This window comes from Halococcus dombrowskii (assembly GCF_022870485.1).
Classification (GTDB): Archaea; Halobacteriota; Halobacteria; order Halobacteriales; family Halococcaceae; genus Halococcus; species Halococcus morrhuae.
The window spans coordinates 2197257-2214329 of record NZ_CP095005.1 but is presented as its reverse complement, the minus strand read 5'-3'; the positions used below and the strand labels follow the sequence as shown (position 1 = coordinate 2214329).

Genomic DNA, 17073 nt, shown 5'->3' with positions numbered 1-17073 from the left:
CGGCTGTGTCCGGCGGAGCGTTTATGCGACCGCCGGCCGACAGCGCCCGCAATGGCAACCGCAGAGCCGGCGTTCGACCTCCGACGCCTCGCCGCCCAGATCGTGCTCGTCGGACTGGTCGTCACGGTCGCGCTCAGCGACTTCGGTAACCCCGTCTTCGCCGTCGTCGGCTTCCTCAGCGGGCTGTTGCTCGTGTTGGCGGCGGTCGATACGATCCGCGAACATCCGCTCTACCCGGTCGCGTTCGGCGTCGTCATCGTTCTCGCGGGCGTCGCCGGCGTCGTCATCAATGGACTCGGTTTCGTCGTCGCGCTGCTCGTTCTCGGCGGGCTCGTCTACCTCAGTGATTGGGGCTATCGGCAGTACGAGCGCGTTTAAGGTCCGGTGCGGGGTCGTTATTCCTCGTCGAGTTCGTCGGTGATGTCGTCGACGTCCACGTCGGCGTCCTCGAGCTCCTCCTCGATGGCGTCGAGGTCGGCCTCGCCACCGCCGCCACCCATACCGCCCATCATGCCACCCATGCCGCCCATCATCCCGCCAGTGCCGTCGATGACCTCCTCGACGACCACACGGTCGAGATCGAGCCGGTCGATGAGATCGCCCAGGATCTGCTGTTTGCCCATCATCCACTGCTGGTCGAACTGGAGCTGGGGCGACTGCTCGATGTAGAGCGTCTCCTTCTCGACGACATCGGTCTCGAATTCGGGTTCGCTCTCCTCGTCGTCTTCGTCCGCTTCGTCCTCGTCGGGCTCGACCATCTGCTCTTCTTCGACCTCGTCGGTCTCGATCCGCATGTCGAAGTCGGCGTCGAAGTACATGCCGAGCATCCCGTCGGCCTGTTCGAGGCGGTCGTCGACCGTGTCGAGCACCTCGTAGTCGTACTCGACGTCCTCGCCAGCGAGCGGGTGGTTGAAGTCCACGCGTGCGCGCCCGCCGATGATCGTCTCGACGTGGCCGTGCTCGCCGTCGATGTCGACGTGGCCGCCCGGATAGCGGTCGTCCTCGGGGATGCGGTCGGCGCTCACGGTCCGAACCTCGCCCTCGTCGTACTCGCCGAAGGCCTCGTCGGCAGGGACGGTCACGGTGCCCGAATCGCCGGCTTCACCGCCGGTGAAGTCCTCCTCGACGGTGTCGAAGAGATGGCCTGCGCCGACCGCGATGACGCGCGGCTCGAAGCTCTGTTGCTGGTCGTCGACGCCCTCCTCCTCGGCGACCTCCTCGTCGGTCGTATCGACGAGCTGGTCGTTCTCGACCGACCGGGCAGTGTAGGCGAGACGGACGAAATCACCCTCCTGAATCCCGCTTGCGGCTTCCTCGTCGGCGTCCGATGCGGACTGTTCGCTTGCTTCGTCGCTCATACCTCCTCAACTCCCGTTCGACGTTTAAGAACGTTGCTTCACGTTCGCCTGCAGACGACGGATCGCGCTGCTCATGCCTTACAAGCGAGCGACGCCGTCGCCGTTCGTGCAGGGGACAGGTTTAGGAACCGGAACATCCTCTGTCGAGTATGGCAGACACGACCGAAGCGAGTCAGTCCCTCTCGCGCGACGAGGCCGCCGAAGCGCTCGAATCGCTCGCGAACGAACTGCGCGGGGATGCCGAGATGACGGTCCTCGCCGGCAACAAGTCGGTCGCGCTCACGCCGCGCGATACCGTCGACTACGAGATCGAGGTGAGCGAACGCGAACCGATGCTCGGTGACAAACGCGAGTCGATCAGCATCGACCTCAACTGGAAAGCCGAAGAGTAGTTTCCGCCCCGGACGAACGGCCCTCGTGTACGAAGTCGAGTGCAAGGTCGCCAGCCCCCACGAACCGGTCCGCGAGCGGCTATCGACGCTCGATGCCGACGCCGCGGGCACCGTCAAGCAGGTCGATACGTACTACGACGCGCCACATCGGAGCTTTCCCGAGACTGACGAGGCGCTCAGGATTCGCCGCGAGGACGATGGGGCGCGACTCACCTACAAGGGGCCGCTGGTCGATGCGCGATCGAAAACCCGTACCGAACACGAGACGGTGATCGGAAGCGCCGAGGAGATGGCGAACGTCCTCGATGCGCTCGGGTTCACTCCCGCCGCAACCGTCGAGAAAACCCGTGAGAAATTTCGCTGTCGGGACTACACCGTCGCGCTCGATTCGGTAGCGGGGCTCGGCACGTTCGTCGAGGTCGAGGGCGAGGCCGAAGTCGAAGACGAGATCGAACGCGTGCGCGATGGCGCGCGCGGCCTCTTGGCGGCGCTCGACTGCGATCCAGGAGAGCAGATCCGGACCTCCTATCTCGAACTGCTGTCCGCGGCCGAAACGGACGACCGACCGCCGAACGAATAACTACTGGTTATCTCCGAGCGTGCGAAGGTTTCCGCAAGTTATAGGCCAGGCGGCGGCGAACCCACGGCATGACCGAACGCAACATCCGCGTGGCGGCGCTCGATCGGCCGGCCGCCGAGGACGAGCCGGTCGAGATCGTCGAGCGAAAGGGGATCGGCCATCCCGACTCGCTGTGTGACGGCATCGCCGAGAGCGTCTCGCGGGCGCTCGCGGCGGCCTATCTCGATCGCGTCGGACGGATCCTCCACTACAACACCGACGAGACCCAGCTGGTCGCCGGCAGCGCCGCCCCCGCCTTCGGCGGCGGCGAGGTCGTCGAACCGATCTACCTGCTCATCGTCGGGCGCGCGACCAGCGAGTACGAAGGGACGACGATCCCCACCGAACCGATCGCGCTCCGGGCGGCCCGCCAGTATCTCGAAGCACACGTCCCCGAACTCGACGTCGGAACCGATGTCGTGATCGACGTGAAACTCGGCGAGGGCAGCGGCGACCTCCGGGACGTCTTCGGCGAGGGCGGCGTGGCGATGGCCAACGACACGAGCTACGGCGTGGGTCACGCACCGCTCTCGGAGACCGAGGAGATTGTCCTGAACGCCGAACGACGACTCACCGGCGAGTACGCCGCCGAGCATCCCGAGCTCGGCCCCGACGTGAAGGTGATGGGCAAGCGCGAGGGCGACGCAATCGATATTACTGTGGCGGCCGCAATGGTAGATACGTATATCGGGGACGTCGAGGAGTACGCGGCGGCAGTCGAGGAAGTCCGCGAATACGTCGCCGAGCTCGCGGGCGAGTACACCGATCGGGCGGTCTCGATCGACGTGAACACCGCCGACGACTACGATGCGGGCTCGATCTATCTCACGACCACCGGCACCTCCGCCGAGCAGGGCGACGACGGCTCCGTCGGGCGGGGCAACCGCGCGAACGGGCTCATCACGCCGAACCGCTCGATGAGTATGGAGGCCACGTCGGGCAAGAACCCGGTCAACCACATCGGCAAGATCTACAACCTCCTCTCGACGGAGATCGCCGAGCGCGTCGTCGACGACGTGGCCGGCATCCGCGACCTCCGGGTCCGACTGCTGAGCCAGATCGGCCGCCCCGTCGACCAGCCACACGTCGCCGACATCCACGTGAGCACCGAGGCGGGCATCGCCGTCGGCGACGTCGAGGACGAGATCCGCACGATCGTCGACCGCGAACTCGCCGACATCACCGGGCTGACCGAACGCGTCATCGAGGGCGACATCTCGACGTTCTGACGCCGCGTTTCACTCGCTGCGTTGCGGATTCCGAAAGCCGTATAACTGTTAGCTGTGTGTATCGACGTAGTATGAGTGCCGTCAGTAGGAGAATACACACAGGAGGGACGGACCTTCTCGATGGGCCGAAATCGACGAGCAGGTGGTCGCTGCGGAGGAGTGGTGAATGAACCGGGCTGCGCTCGCCGCCGTTCTCGTCGTTCTTCTCACGATCCAGGGTAGCGTCGTCGGCGTCCTCACGGGCGATGTCTTGCCGAACGAGAGCACGAACAACGGATCCAACACGACCGTCGAACAGCCGATGGAAGTCACAACCGTTGAATCGCCAGGGACGGGTTCGACCTCGGTGATGGCGGCCAACAACGAGGGCTCCCACGAGACGTCGGCAGCCACGACGAACTCTTCCGAAGAGTCACCGACGCCGACTCCCACGGAGAATACGACGACGTCGAATAGTACTGAATCAGAAACGTCGACCGAAAACGACACGACAACCACGGAAAAATCCGAGGACACGACCGATAACGAATCCCCGGATACGACGGACGAATCGGGCGACTCGGGCGAGAAATCTCCCCCGAAACCCGAATCACCGACGCAGTCCCCGACTGATGAAGAAACTTCATCAGGAGATAACGGCGGCGAAGCGCCGAGTGAGGGCGAATCCCCGTCCAGCGGTGCTGGTGAGGGTGGCGCACCGCAGGGTGATGCCGGAAGCGCCACGCCGCCAGATAGCGCATCCGGCGATGCCGGTGGGCCGTCGAGAAGCGGCGGAGCGAACGCCCCGTCGGCCGGTGCCGGACAGCCTTCTGGTGGATCAGGTGGGGCCGCGGGCCGTCCGGGTGGCGCAGCCGCCGGTGCAGCGCCGTCCGGTAGCGCGCCGAACGGGGCCGCTGGCGGTGCGTCCCGTGCGGCGGCCGGCGGTGCGGGTGCACCCAGTAGGGCGGCCGGTAGCGCGCCAAGCGGGGCGGCCGGGGCAGCGGGTGCCCCGAGCGCAGCGGGCGCGAGCGGTGCGCCAGGCGGTGCAGCGGCCGGCGGTGCTGCGGGCAGCGCCACGGGTGCCTCGCCGGACGCCGAGTTCAACGTCACCGGAGTCTCCGCCGACGTGTCGGTCGGCGGGACGGGCAACGTCTCGGTGACGATCGAGAACACCGGCGAGGACGCGACCGACGCGGTCGTCAGTTTCCAGTCGCAGTCGAGCGATCTGGTCTTCGGCCAGTCGGCGGAGACGAGTCGGTACGTCGGCGACTGGGACGAGGGTGAATCGCGAACGGTCGAGGTGACGGCGCGCGCGATGCAGGGTGCCGACACGGACGACTACCCCGTCCAGGCGACGGTCTCGTACGACGATGACGACGGCAACGCCTCGCAGTCCGCGCCGCTGACCTTCGGCGTCAGCCCCGCCAGCGAACAGGAGTTCACCCTGAGTAGCGTCGACGGCGATCTCGCGGCCGGGTCGGAGGGGACGATCTCGGGGACGATCACCAACGAGGGGCCCGAGCAGGCCACCGACGCGGTGATCACGCTCTCGCCGAACGGGAGCCGCGCCATCGTCCCCCGACAGTCGCAGTACGTCATCGGCGGGCTCGATCCCGACGAATCGGAGGCGTTCGAGTATCCGGTGCTCGTCAACAGCACCGCCGAACCCGGCGCGCGCCAGGTCTCGTTCGTCGTCCAGTATTACGACGCGGACGGGAACCCGCTCCAGAGCAAGCCGCTCAACGCGCGGGTCGACATCGACGCCGAAAGCGATGACTTCGCGGTGGTCTCCTCCTCGTCCGACGTGCAGGTCGGGGACGAGGGACCGGTGAGCGTCACGCTCGAAAACCAGGGCGAGAACGTCTCCGAGGCGACCGTCTCGCTGCAGTCGCTGACCGGCGATATCCTGTTCGGGCGGACGGCCAACGCCACGCAGTTCATCGGCGAGTGGCCCGCGGGTGCCCAGCGCACGGTCACGGTCAACGCGACCGCGAGCAATCAGTCCGAAACCCGAAGTTACCCGCTGCAGAGCTCGATCTCGTACAAGGACAGCGACGGCGATCCGGGACGGTCGGGACCGTTCACGGTCGGGATCACGCCACAGTCCGAGCAGTCGTTCACCCTCGGAAACACGTCCAGCACGCTCAACGTCGGTGACGAGGGTAACGTGACGGGCACCATCACGAACCGCGGCCCGCAGGACGCGGGGAACGCGGTCATCAAATTGATCTCGCAGAGTCAGAACGTCAAACCGCAGTCGACGGAGGTCGCGCTCGGTAGCCTGCCGGCGAACGGATCGACGTCGTTCTCGGTCCCCGTCGAGGTGACCGATAGCGCTGAACCCGGCGGGCAGCAGTTCTCGTTCGTCGTCGAGTACGACAACCGGAACGGCGACACGCGCCGGAGCGGTACGCTCGACACGCAGGTCGACATCGGAGCACAGAGCGACGCGTTCATCGTCGAGCGGGCGAACGCGAGCCTCGATGTCGGTGGCTCCGACACGGTGACGCTCAACGTGACCAACAACCGTGAGAGCACGGTCAGCAACGTCAATGCGAAGGCGTTCGTCGACGACCCGCTGTCGATCGCGAGCGACGAGGCGTACATCTCTCGGCTGGAACCGAACGAGACCCAGCAGATCGCCTTCGAAGCGAGCGCTGGCGGCGACGCGAACGCCGGCGAGTATCCGCTGTCGGTCGACTTCCAGTACGATTCGGGTGGCGAGTCGAAGCTCTCGAACACCTACGAAGTGCCGATCGAACTCGTCGAAGTCGAAGACGGCGGCATCCTCTCGTCGCTGTCGATCATGTGGGCGCTCGGCGCGCTGCTCGTCGTGTTCGGCATCGGCTGGGTCTGGTCGCGACGGTCGTAGATGGTCGACTACCAGCGCTACATCGACCGAATCGACGAGTGGATCACCGAGCGGCCGCGGACGGTGGTGATCGCGTTCGTCCTGCTCACGATCGTCTTCGCCGGCGGGTTGGCGAACATCTCGACGGACGCCGGGACGAGCCAGTTCACCGAGGACAGCCCCGCACAGGCCGCCCTCGACGATATCGATCAGGAGTTCTCGCCGTCCTTTTCCGAGGGCAACGGGAGCACGCAGCTCATCCAGTCGGGATCGAACGTGCTCGCGAAGGACGAACTGCTGGCGATGCTCGAAGCCCAGCAGCGCCTCGAAGACCACGAGAGCCAGCGGGTGGTGTCGGCGTCGAGCGCCGCGGGCATCGTCGCCCAGACGATCGATCCGAACGCGACGACCGTCGACGCACAGATCCGCACGCTCGAAGACGCGACGCAGTCGGAGATCGAGAGCGCGATCCGGACGGCCGCCGCCGGCCCCGGCTTCACGGGACTTGTGAGCAACGACTTCGATCGGCAGTCGATGTCGGCTTCGGCGACGATCGGCACCGTCCAGCACGACGTTCTGGGCGGGGTGTCGACGTCGTCGGCCGGCACTGGTGGATCGAGCCCGCTGCTCGATATCCAGACGCGTGGACAGGAGATCGTCGACTCCGTCGACAGCGACATCCGTGTGTTCGGGAGCGGCATCATCTCCGACGAGTTCACGAACATCATCTTCGACTCGCTCGTCATCGTCGTCCCCGCGGCGTCGCTGTTGATCCTCGTCTTCCTCGTCTTCGCCTATCGCGACCCGATCGATCTGCTGCTCGGCGTGCTCGCGCTCGTGATGGCGATCATCTGGACGTTCGGGTTCACCGGGCTCGTGGGACTGCCGTTCTCACAGCTACTCATTGCCGTGCCGCCGCTGTTGCTCGCGGTCGGTATCGACTTCGGCATCCACGCGATCAACCGCTATCGCGAGGAGCGCGTTCAGGACGTCGGCATCAGCCAGTCGATGCGGACCGCGACCGACCAGCTGCTGGTGGCGTTCTTCATCGTCACCGGCACGACGGTCGTGGGCTTTGCCGCCAACGGCATCAGCGGTCTCGGGCCGATCCGGCAGTTCGGCCTCATCGCCGCCGTCGGCATCGTCTTCACGTTCCTGATCTTCGGGATCTTCCTGCCGGCGGCGAAGGTCTGGGGCGACCAGCTCCGCATCGAGTACGGGATCCCGGAGTTCGGCCTCTCGCCGCTCGGCGAGGAGGGATCGATCCTGGGGCGGATACTGATGGTCGGCGTCGGTGCGGCACGGCGTGCGCCCTACGTGATACTTGCACTGACGGTCGTTCTGACGGTCGTCTCGGGGGCGTACGCGACCGGTGTCGACACCTCGTTCTCACAGGACGACTTCCTGCCGCCCGAGGAGCTACCGGGCTACGTCGAGGACCTGCCCGAACCGTTCGCGCCCGGCACCTACACCGTCACCGATACGACGAACTTCCTGGAGGATCGCTTCTCGACGACGCAGGGGAGTTCGGTGACGATCTACGTCGAGGGACCGTTGCGTGACGACTACGCGCTCGAATCCATCCAGCGCGCGAACGACGACCCGCCGGACGCGTTCGTCGCGAGCAACCGGTCAGCCGACGCCGACAGCATCGTCGACGTCATCGGCGACTACGCTGCACAGTCGCCCGAGTTCGCCCAGCTGGTCGCGCGCAACGACGCCGACGCCGACGGCGTGCCCGACGACAACCTCGGCGAGATCTACGACGCGCTGCTCGACTCGCCGTTCCGCGCGCAGGCGCTCCAGTACATCACCGAGGATTACCGCAGCGCTCAAGTGGTGTATTCGACCGAGAGCGACGCCTCGAACGACGAGATCACGCGCGATGCACGGGCGCTCGCCGATCGGTATCGGTTCTCGGCGACCGCCACCGGCCAGACGCTCGTGCTCGAAGCCGTTTCGGGCACCATCCTGACCTCGGCGATCCGGAGTCTCGTCGCCGCGCTGGTCGTCACGGCGATCTTCCTCGTCGCGGTCTACTACGTCATCGAAGGCCGTCCGTCGTTGGGTCTGGTGAACCTCGCGCCGATCGTTGTCTCTGTCGCGCTGCTCGCGGGTTCGATGCGACTGCTCGGTATCCCGTTCAACGCGCTGACGGCGACGATCCTCTCGATCGCCATCGGCCTCGGCGTCGACTACTCGGCGCACTTCGTCCATCGGTTCATCGACGAATATCACGAACTCGACGAGGAGCTGTTCCCCGCACTCGAAGAGACGGTGCGGGGGACCGGTGGCGCGCTCACCGGGAGCATGCTCACGACCACCACGGGCATCGGCGTGCTCGCGCTCGCGATCACGCCGATCCTCGGCCAGTTCGGGCTGGTCGTCGCGCTCTCGATCTTCTTCGCCTATCTCACGGCGATGCTCGTCACGCCGTCGGTGTTCGTCGCATGGGAGGCGCTGACGTGAGCGATCACGACGAGGCGGTCGCGGCGCTCAAGCGGCTCGGACTGTCGAGCTACGAGGCACAGGTGTTCATCGCACTCCAGCGTCTCGACACCGCCACCGTCCGCGAGGTCGATCGGACGACCGAGGTGCCGCGTTCGCAGATCTACGGTGCGGCCGAGGACCTCGCCGAGCGCGGCCTGGTCGATATTCAACAGTCGAACCCGATCCAGTATCGCGCGGTCGATCTCGACGAGGCACGTACGCGCCTCCGCGAGCGCCTCGACAGGGAGGAGGATCGCGCGTTCGACTACCTCGAATCCGCCCGCCGCGAGCGCGCCGACGAGAGCGAGGCCCAGGAGGACATCTGGACGGTTCAGGGAACCGGCACGATCGACGATCGGGTCGTCACGCTCATCGGTGACGCCGACGAGCGCGTCGTCTTCGGCGCGCGCGAGGAAGGGACGTTCGACGACGTCGTCGCCGACGCGCTGACGGCCGCAGGCGAGCGTGGCGTCGCGGTGACGGTCGTCGACGGCGACCGAGCACGCGAGCGCTTCGGCGACGACGTCTCGTTCCGTGCGACGACCGATGCGCCGAACGACGAGCGGAGCGGGCGCGTGCTCGTCGTCGATGCCGACACGGTGCTCATCAGCGTCACCGGCGGTGACGGACTGCCGGCCGTCGATCACGAGGCGGCCATCTGGAGCGCCCACACGGGCTTCGCGACGGTGCTCGTCGGCCTGCTCGACGTCTGGTTCGATCAGTATCTCGAAGACGCCTGATCCGAGCCTCGATCCGGGCCCGGTGAGTTTTCGTCAGTCGTCCCACGCAGCCAGTCCGACCAACTGCTCGGCGTACTCACCGATCATCGTCTCGCTGAGCGCTCCGTCCTCCGTGACGACGGTGATCACGTCGGCCGGCGTGCGGTCGAACGTCGGGTTCAGCACCTCGATGTCGGCGTCACCGTCGTAGACGGCCTCGGGATCACCCAGCTCGAAGCGTGCGTCGCCGTCGGTAGCGATCTTGTCGCCCGCGGCGACGGCGTGGACGGGAACCTCTTCGCGGGCGGCGGCGATGGCGACCGCACGCGTGCCGACCTTGTTCATGACGCTCCCGTCCGGGAGGATCGTGTCTGCCCCGACGAGCACGCTATCGACGGCGTGCTCGGCGAGAACGTGCGCAGCGGCCGCATCCACCGCGAGCGTCACCCGAAAGCCATCGTCACTCGCGAGCGTTTCGGCGACGCCGACACCCTCGCGTGCGGGCCGCGACTCGGCGACGATCACTCGCTCGACGGTTGCCTCACGAAGCGCCTCCAGCACCGTCCCCGATCGCGAGAGCGTCAGGACGGTGCCCGAGAGCCGAGCTGCCGCTTCGCTGGCGGCCCGCGAATCGGCATCGAGCGCCCGCTGAATTCCCTGTCGCGCCGACTCCTCGATAGCCGCCGGCGTCCGTGCGTTTACCTCCGCCATCGCTCGATTGACGCGATTCTCGATGGCAGTCATGCTCGGCCGGGTCATCCGAAGATCGCGTGCGAGCGCCGCGAGGTCGTCCCAGCCGTCCGCCTCGTCTCCGTCTGTCGTTGCGAGTACGCCGGCGCGATCCCGGAGCACCTCCAGTGCGCGCACCGAGAGCCACGCCGAGCCGTGATCGCCGTCCTCTCGGATCGTCTCGATCGTCGGCGCGACGCGGTCGTAGGATTTCCAGAGATTGGGGATCGTCTCGCGACGGTGGATTTCGGCCGGCGAGGTCCATTCGAATTCCGTCGTCTCATCGTTCGTCTCGACAGTCCGCGAGTCACAGTCGAACAGATATGGATGGATCCGCCAACGTGTTTCCTGATCCATTTCGACGGTGAATGGCTTGCCAGCACGGACGAGCGAGATCGCATCGTCTACTGTCCGTTCACGAATCGCCGCGTGTGCGGCTTCGTCAGGATCGTCGTCAGCGTTGTTGATGAGGCTGCTCCACCGATCGATATCCGGGTCGATTCCGTCGCCATCCCTGATCAAGAGTATCTTGCCACGATCACGGAGGAAACAGGCGACACGAGGTTCGTCCATACCACCAGTAGCTACTCGTGGCGTTTCAAGATAGTGCGGAGAGGAGGAATCCGATTCGATCGCTCGCCAGTATTGGCACGACCCGAAGTACGGAAGTGGCTACCCGGCGATTGCCGTGTATGAACGTCTCACCCGTCACGGATCTCCCCGAAATCAGCGCCGGCGACGATCTCGCCGCGCTCGTCGCCGAGCGGGCCGACGGCGACGCCGACGTGGTCTGCGTGGCGAGCACCGTCGTCTCGAAGGCCGAGGGCCGGGCGCGCGATCTCGCCGACTTCCCGGCCGGCCCGCGCGCACACGAGATCGCCGACCGACTGGCCGAGCTCTCAGGCGACGAGAAGGACCCACGGTTCGCACAGGCTGTCCTGGAGGAGAGCACCGAGCTCCTGATGGACGAACCGTTCCTCCTGACCGAGACGCGCTTCGGGCACATCTCGGTGAACGCCGGCATCGACCGCTCGAACGTCCCCGACAGCGATATCCTCCTGTTGCCGAAACGCCCGAGCGAGAGCGCGCGCCGGCTCAGCGATGAACTCGGCGTTCCGGTGATCGTCACCGACACCTGCGGGCGACCGTTCCGACACGGCCAACGCGGCGTGGCCATCGGCTGGGCTGGACTGCCGGCGAGTCGCGACTGGCGCGGCGAACACGACCGCGACGGCCGCGAACTCGGTGTCACGGTCGAGTCCGTGGTGGACGAACTCGCGGCGGCGGCGAACCTCGTGCTCGGCGAGGGTGCGGGCGGGAACCCTGTCGCCGTCGTGGACGGGTTCGATATGGATGGGTTCGACGGCAGCGACAACCTCTTTCGGTCGGTCGACGGTGATTTCGTTCGGCAGGCGCTCCGGGGGTGGTCGTATGCAGGGCATTGAGCTCACGCCCGAGCGACCCACGCGGCACACCGTCGATCTCGGCGAGCGGGCCGAACGGGCGGGATTCGACACGATCTTCGCGAGCCATCACTACAACAACCGCGATCCCTTCGCCGCCCTGACGCTGCTCGCCGATCGCACCGACGACGTCCGACTCGGCCCTGGCGTGACGAACCCCTACGAGACCCATCCGGTGACGCTCGCCTCGCGCGTGGCGACGCTCGACGAGCTCTCGGACGGCCGGGCGGTCTTCGGTGTCGGGCCGGGCGACCCCTCGACGCTCGAAAACCTCGCTCTCGGCGAGCACCGCGGGCTCCGGTCCGTCCTCGAATCGTTCAAAGTTGCACAGGAGCTCTGGGCGGGCGAGCGCGTCGATCACGACGGCACGTTCGGCGCACACGACGCCGGCCTGAACTACGAGGTCGGTGAGATCCCGGTCTACGTCGGCGGCGAGGGGCCACACATGTGTCGAATGGCGGCCAAACACGCCGACGGACTGCTGTTCAACGGATCGCATCCCGACGACATCGCGTGGGCGGCCGACCAGGTCGAGCAGGGTCTCGGCGAGCGACCCGACGAGTATGGAGAGTTCGATTTCACGGCGTACGCGAGCGTGAGCATCGCCGAGGACGGCGACGCCGCACGTGAGGCTGCCCGCCCGCCGGTGGCGTTCATCGCCGCCGGTGCGCCACCGCCGGTCATCGAGCGCCACGGACTCGACGGCGAGCGCGCGGACGCGATCGGCGAGGCGATCTCGGCGGGCGAGTTCGACGCCGCGTTCGAGCGCGTGAGCGAGGCGATGATCGACGCGTTCTGCATGGCCGGCACGCCGGATAGGGTCGAGAAGCGGCTGTCGGGTGTGTTGGAACATGCGGACAGCATCGTGATCGGTTCGCCGCTCGGGCCCGACGTCGAGAGCGCTATCGACCTTGCTGGGGCGGTGTGCGACCGAACCCATCGGGAGTGAGCCCCGAGAGCAGTCCGCCGATGACGAGGTAGGCGAACAGACCGAACGCGACGATCCAGATGAGGGTGCTCGACAGTATCAGTGCTGCCGAGAGTGGGTCGCCGAGCGCGACGTCGGTCACGATGTTCGTCAGCTCGGCGAGATTGCCGAGCAGTTCGAAGACGACGTTTGCCATGTCCACACGTTGCCGACGGGGGTACTTGTGCCTACTGACCCGCCTTCCAGACGAGCCCCTCGAATCGTCCGTTCAGCACCGTCTCGCCCGCACGGCGACAGACGACCGCACAGGCGATATCGTATCTGTCCTCGCGCTCGTCGACGCTCTCGGTCGTCACCTCGCACGTGATCGACTCGCCGGTGTAGACCGGTTCGAGGAACTCGAACTCCATCGAGCGCGCGAGCACGCCGAGATCGCCCCCGATCTTGGTCGGGAGCGTCGCCGTGAGCAACCCCTGAACGACGAGTCGGCCCTCCGAATCGGGCTCGGTGTGGATCGCCTGCCGGTCGCCCGACACCTCGCCGAACTGTTCGACGTCCGCGTGCGTGAAGGTACGCTCGAAGACGTGGACGTCGCCGTCCGCGGGCTCGCTCGCCATGATCACTCGTATCGACCCGCGCGCATAACTCCCTCGCCACCCGGAGGCGAGCTATTATACTCTCGCTGCCCGTCGTCGCGGTATGACGTGGGAGACCGTCGATCTCGACCGAAACGAGGGCGTAGCGACCATCACCATTGACCGGCCGGACGCGCTGAACGCGATGAACGTCGAGACCCTCGACGCGCTCTCCGAGGCGCTCGACGAGGCCCTCGACGCCCGCACACTCGTGCTCACCGGGGCCGGCGACGACGCGTTCGTCGCGGGCGCGGACATCGGCTACATGGCGGAGCTCTCGGTGGCCGAAGCGCAGGCGTACGCCGAACTCGGCCATCGCGTCACCGACACGATCGAGACGTTTCCCGCGCCGGTGATCGCCGCTGTGAATGGCTACGCCTTCGGCGGCGGCTGCGAACTCGCGCTCGCGGCCGATCTCCGGGTCGCTGCCGAGAGCGCCGTCCTCGGCCAGACCGAGATCGATCTGGGCATCGTCCCCGGCTGGGGCGGTACGCAGCGTCTTTCGCGACTGATCGGCGACGAGCGCGCCCGCCGGCTGATCTTCCTCGGCGAGCGCATCGACGCAGCGGAGGCCCGCGAGATCGGTCTCGTCGGCGAGGTCGTCGCCGACGACGCTCTCGACGATCACGTCGCCGGCATGGCCGCCGACCTCGCGGCGAAGCCCGCACATGCCCTCCGGGCGGCCAAGGAATCGCTGAATCAGGTCCACGAATCCCACCTCACGGCCGGGTTGACCTACGAGCGCCGCCTCTGGAGCGGCCTCTTCGGCACGCACGACCAGCGTGAGGGCATGACGGCGTTCGTCGAGGATCGCGAGCCCGACTTCGAATAACCGATCGGGCCGACAGCGGTCGATCCCGACGTTTAACTTCGACCGCACGCCTACCTACCGGATATGGAGTTCTGCGACGAGTGCGGCTCGATGATGAAGACCGACGACGGCGTGTGGGTCTGCGACAACTGTGGCTACACCAAACCGCGCGACGATGCGAAGGAGGCGGCGATGACGACGACACAAGGTCAAGAGGAGACCGAAATCATCGACGTCAGCGACGCCGAGAACCGGGGCCTTCCCACCACCGAAGTCCACTGCTCGGAATGTGGCAACGACGAAGCCTACTGGTATATGCAACAGATCCGCTCGGCCGACGAATCCGAAACCCGATTCTTCGTCTGTACGGAGTGCGAACACCGCTGGCGCGAGGACGATCACTAAACACCCACTTTTTTAGACGGGGGTGGTTCGAAACGGCGAAGCCGTTTCGTCATCACGAAAGGCGCTTCGCGCCTTTCGAACGACATCGCGCTCGCTCCCATCGGTCGCTCGCGCTCAACCCCCGACCAAAAACCTGGACTAAAAACTCCCGCGAGCGCCGCAGGCGCTCGCGGTGAACCGCGCTCACTCCGTTCGCGCGGACAGCCTTCAATACACCACCGCAACAGCCGACCGCACAGCACCGCAGAAGCCCTCGCTCCCTCACATTCGTTCGGTCGCTCGCCCTTCATCCGCCAGGGACCGCACCGCCGCCGCGCGGCGGCGTCACTCCATGGCGTCGAGCAGCATGCGCGCGCCGAGGTCGATCTCGCGCTCGGTGACGTCGAGCGGTGGGAGAATTCTGAGCGTCTTGTTCCCGCAGGCGAGCGTGAGCAGCCCGCTCTGGAAGGCGTTTTCGAGGACTGCATCGCGGGTATCCGGCGTATCGAACTCGATGGCGAGCATCAGCCCCTTCCCGCGCACGTCGACGACCGATTCGGGGGCCCCGTCGCGCAGATGTTGCTTGAACTGCCGGCCGCGCGCGACGGCGTTGTCCATCAGGTCGTACTCCTGGATCGCGTCGATCGTGAGCGCGCCCTGCATCGAGGCGATGATGTCACCGGCACCCCACGTCGAGGAGATGCGGCCCTTCTCCTCGGGGAAGACGTCCGAACGCGAGATCGTCGCCCCGACGCGCAGCCCCTTCGCGGCCGTGATGACGTCTGGTTCGATCGGGTAGTGATCGGCACCCCACCACTCGCCCGTCCGGCCCATCCCGGCCTGGATCTCGTCGGCGATCAGCGTGATGTCGTGCTGCTCGCAGACGTCGGCGATCTCCTGCATGAAGGCGTCGCTCGGGAACCGATAGCCGCCCTCGCCCTGGATCGGCTCCATGACGAGGTAGGCGACCTCCTCGGGCGCGACCGATCCCTCGTCACTCAGCATTCGGCGGAGCTGCGAGCCCTCACCGGTGAAGAATCCACACGAACAGTCCCCGGCCTCACAGGTTCGATCACTGCAGAACGGCACGTCGTGAATGCCCGAAACCTCGGGGTAATCCCGGCGATAGACCGATTTCGAGCGGTTGAGCGAGAGCGCGCCGAGCGTCCGACCGTGGAACGCGCCCTGGAAGGTGATGCCGTAGGAGCCACCGCCGTCGTAGCAGATCTTGATGGCGTTCTCGATCGCTTCGGCCCCCGAGTTCGAGAGGAACACTTTGTCCATGTCGTACGCGCTCGTCAGATCCGTGAGTCGCTCCATCAGCCCCGCCGGGCCGGGGAAATCGGGATCGTCGGGTGAACCAGCCCCCACGTAGAAATCGTGACCCGCGGTCTTCAGCGGGTCGACGAGGTCGAACTCGGCCATCGGTTCGGTGATCTTCGGGTTGTTGTAGCCCAGCGGGGCGGCCCCGACGTGGCAGGTGAAGTCCAGGAAGACGTTGCCGTCGGGATCGGTACAGAACGGTCCCTCGGCGGGTGCGGTCGGATCCCAGACAAATTCGTAGACGTAGGTGCTCGGGGCAGCGACGTCCTGCTGGCGCTCGACCCATTCGCGGGCGCGCGGTCCCGGTAGCTCGCTGACACGGGGTGCTGTGGTATCCCGGTCCATGAACCAAACCGTCGGGCCGGTGTCTTAACTAATTCGTTTCGGTTAGTGCAATATTTTCAGACGTCGACGTACTGGTCTTCCCACTCACGACGGGCATCGATCTCGCGCTGGCCGCGGCGAGTGATCTTGTAGTAGTTCGTTCGTCTGTCTATCTGACCTTTCTCGACGAGCCCCTTGTCGACAAGCGTGTCGAGGTTCGGATACAGCCGTCCGTGATGGATTTCGGTCTCGTAGTACTCTTCGAGTTCGTCCTTGATCGCAAGCCCGTGTGGCTCTTCCTTGCCGACAATGGCGTACAGAAGGTCCCGCTGAAATCCTGTCAGGTCGTGCATCGTACTCTCTTACTGGTAAGTGGATGAATCGTATAAGTATATCGAAACTGTCCGCTTGCCGAAACGGTTGCACCGGGACAACGTGGGTGATTTTCGCGCTGCTATCATCTTGAAAACATCCGTTTGATCGCCCGCCGGACGAGCCGGGGCCGCGGCTGTCGATCGTGAATCAAGGAAAGCGCCCGACGCGGGAGAAAAGCCCGCGTTGGGCGCTCGCCGCCCTGAATTGGTCCCCGCTGACGCTTCGGCCCTCCAAGCGAAGCGTCACTCGTATCCTGTGGACTGTGACACTTAACCTTATCGGCCGACCGTCACATGTGCTCCTCTTCGAGCGCCCAACCGAGCGCGCGCCGATAGTAGGTGAACATCTGTCTGACGCCCTCGTGGTTCATCTCCTCGTCGTCCAGTTCGTCGATGAGGAACTCGTACTGCTCGCGGATCTCCGCTTCGTCACGCATACCGGCTCGACGGGGCGCGCCCTCAAGA

18 protein-coding genes are annotated in these 17073 nt (G+C 66.0%); 11 read left to right on the top strand and 7 right to left on the bottom strand.

All coding sequences use genetic code 11. The features are described 5' to 3' along the window. The first annotated feature begins 51 nt into the window (after positions 1–51). Positions 52–378 (top strand): DUF8064 family membrane protein, encoded by a 327-nt coding sequence (locus MUK72_RS11345; RefSeq protein ID WP_244700623.1) that lies wholly within the window; start codon positions 52–54, stop codon positions 376–378. Between the two features lie 17 nt (positions 379–395). Here the strand turns inward: MUK72_RS11345 and MUK72_RS11340 are convergent, their stop codons facing one another. Beyond that, the gene (locus MUK72_RS11340) at positions 396–1358 is read right to left on the bottom strand and encodes an FKBP-type peptidyl-prolyl cis-trans isomerase (protein WP_244700620.1); all 963 of its coding nucleotides are present in this window, start codon (positions 1356–1358) and stop codon (positions 396–398) included. A gap of 149 nt (positions 1359–1507) precedes the next feature. Between MUK72_RS11340 and MUK72_RS11335 the strand changes: the two genes are divergently transcribed. From MUK72_RS11335 to MUK72_RS11310, 6 genes are all read left to right on the top strand, one after another. Beyond that, a complete protein-coding gene (locus MUK72_RS11335; protein ID WP_244700618.1) occupies positions 1508–1750 on the top strand; it encodes an amphi-Trp domain-containing protein in 243 nt (80 codons plus the stop codon). Positions 1751–1775: 25 nt separating this feature from the next. Further along, a complete protein-coding gene (cyaB, locus tag MUK72_RS11330) occupies positions 1776–2330 on the top strand; it encodes a class IV adenylate cyclase (RefSeq protein WP_244700615.1) in 555 nt (184 codons plus the stop codon). Between the two features lie 68 nt (positions 2331–2398). Then, positions 2399–3598 carry a methionine adenosyltransferase gene (locus MUK72_RS11325; RefSeq protein WP_244700613.1) on the top strand — a complete coding sequence of 400 codons (1200 nt, stop codon included), beginning with the start codon at positions 2399–2401 and terminating at the stop codon, positions 3596–3598. Positions 3599–3764: 166 nt separating this feature from the next. Then, positions 3765–6449 (top strand): hypothetical protein, encoded by a 2685-nt coding sequence (locus tag MUK72_RS11320; protein ID WP_244705361.1) that lies wholly within the window; start codon positions 3765–3767, stop codon positions 6447–6449. Next, the gene (locus MUK72_RS11315; protein ID WP_244700610.1) at positions 6450–8897 is read left to right on the top strand and encodes an efflux RND transporter permease subunit; all 2448 of its coding nucleotides are present in this window, start codon (positions 6450–6452) and stop codon (positions 8895–8897) included. Beyond that, on the top strand, positions 8894–9658 hold the full coding sequence (locus MUK72_RS11310) for a TrmB family transcriptional regulator (protein WP_244700607.1): 765 nt from the start codon (positions 8894–8896) through the stop codon (positions 9656–9658). Before MUK72_RS11315 ends, MUK72_RS11310 begins: the two co-directional genes overlap by 4 nt. Positions 9659–9691: 33 nt before the next feature. Here the strand turns inward: MUK72_RS11310 and MUK72_RS11305 are convergent, their stop codons facing one another. Continuing rightward, the gene (locus MUK72_RS11305) at positions 9692–10939 is read right to left on the bottom strand and encodes an eIF2B alpha/beta/delta subunit family protein (protein WP_244700604.1); all 1248 of its coding nucleotides are present in this window, start codon (positions 10937–10939) and stop codon (positions 9692–9694) included. Positions 10940–11058: 119 nt separating this feature from the next. On the opposite strand from MUK72_RS11305, the gene MUK72_RS11300 reads away from it, so the two are divergent. Further along, entirely contained in the window at positions 11059–11811 is a 753-nt protein-coding gene (locus MUK72_RS11300; RefSeq protein ID WP_244700601.1) for a coenzyme F420-0:L-glutamate ligase, read from the top strand. Further along, on the top strand, positions 11798–12778 hold the full coding sequence (locus MUK72_RS11295; RefSeq protein WP_244700598.1) for a 5,10-methylenetetrahydromethanopterin reductase: 981 nt from the start codon (positions 11798–11800) through the stop codon (positions 12776–12778). The genes MUK72_RS11300 and MUK72_RS11295 overlap by 14 nt, the downstream gene beginning before the upstream one ends. Here MUK72_RS11295 and MUK72_RS11290 read toward each other — a convergent pair. Continuing rightward, a complete protein-coding gene (locus MUK72_RS11290; protein ID WP_244700596.1) occupies positions 12732–12953 on the bottom strand; it encodes a DUF8024 family protein in 222 nt (73 codons plus the stop codon). The two genes, MUK72_RS11295 and MUK72_RS11290, sit on opposite strands and share 47 nt — an antisense overlap. Positions 12954–12984: 31 nt before the next feature. Then, positions 12985–13374, bottom strand: a complete 390-nt coding sequence (locus MUK72_RS11285; protein ID WP_244700593.1) for a MaoC/PaaZ C-terminal domain-containing protein — start codon at positions 13372–13374, stop codon at positions 12985–12987. A gap of 82 nt (positions 13375–13456) precedes the next feature. Here MUK72_RS11285 and MUK72_RS11280 point away from each other — a divergent pair, with 82 nt between their 5' ends. Next, complete coding sequence (locus MUK72_RS11280; RefSeq protein ID WP_244700590.1) at positions 13457–14224, top strand: enoyl-CoA hydratase/isomerase family protein; 768 nt, start codon at positions 13457–13459, stop codon at positions 14222–14224. 63 nt (positions 14225–14287) lie between these two features. Next, on the top strand, positions 14288–14608 hold the full coding sequence (locus MUK72_RS11275; RefSeq protein ID WP_004054806.1) for a transcription factor S: 321 nt from the start codon (positions 14288–14290) through the stop codon (positions 14606–14608). Between the two features lie 324 nt (positions 14609–14932). Here MUK72_RS11275 and MUK72_RS11270 read toward each other — a convergent pair whose 3' ends face one another. From MUK72_RS11270 to MUK72_RS11260, 3 genes are all read right to left on the bottom strand, one after another. Further along, a complete protein-coding gene (locus tag MUK72_RS11270) occupies positions 14933–16255 on the bottom strand; it encodes an aminotransferase class III-fold pyridoxal phosphate-dependent enzyme (RefSeq protein WP_244700587.1) in 1323 nt (440 codons plus the stop codon). 56 nt (positions 16256–16311) lie between these two features. Next, complete coding sequence (locus MUK72_RS11265) at positions 16312–16587, bottom strand: PadR family transcriptional regulator (protein ID WP_004054801.1); 276 nt, start codon at positions 16585–16587, stop codon at positions 16312–16314. 311 nt (positions 16588–16898) lie between these two features. Beyond that, positions 16899–17045 carry a hypothetical protein gene (locus MUK72_RS11260; RefSeq protein ID WP_004054799.1) on the bottom strand — a complete coding sequence of 49 codons (147 nt, stop codon included), beginning with the start codon at positions 17043–17045 and terminating at the stop codon, positions 16899–16901. Positions 17046–17073: the final 28 nt, after the last annotated feature.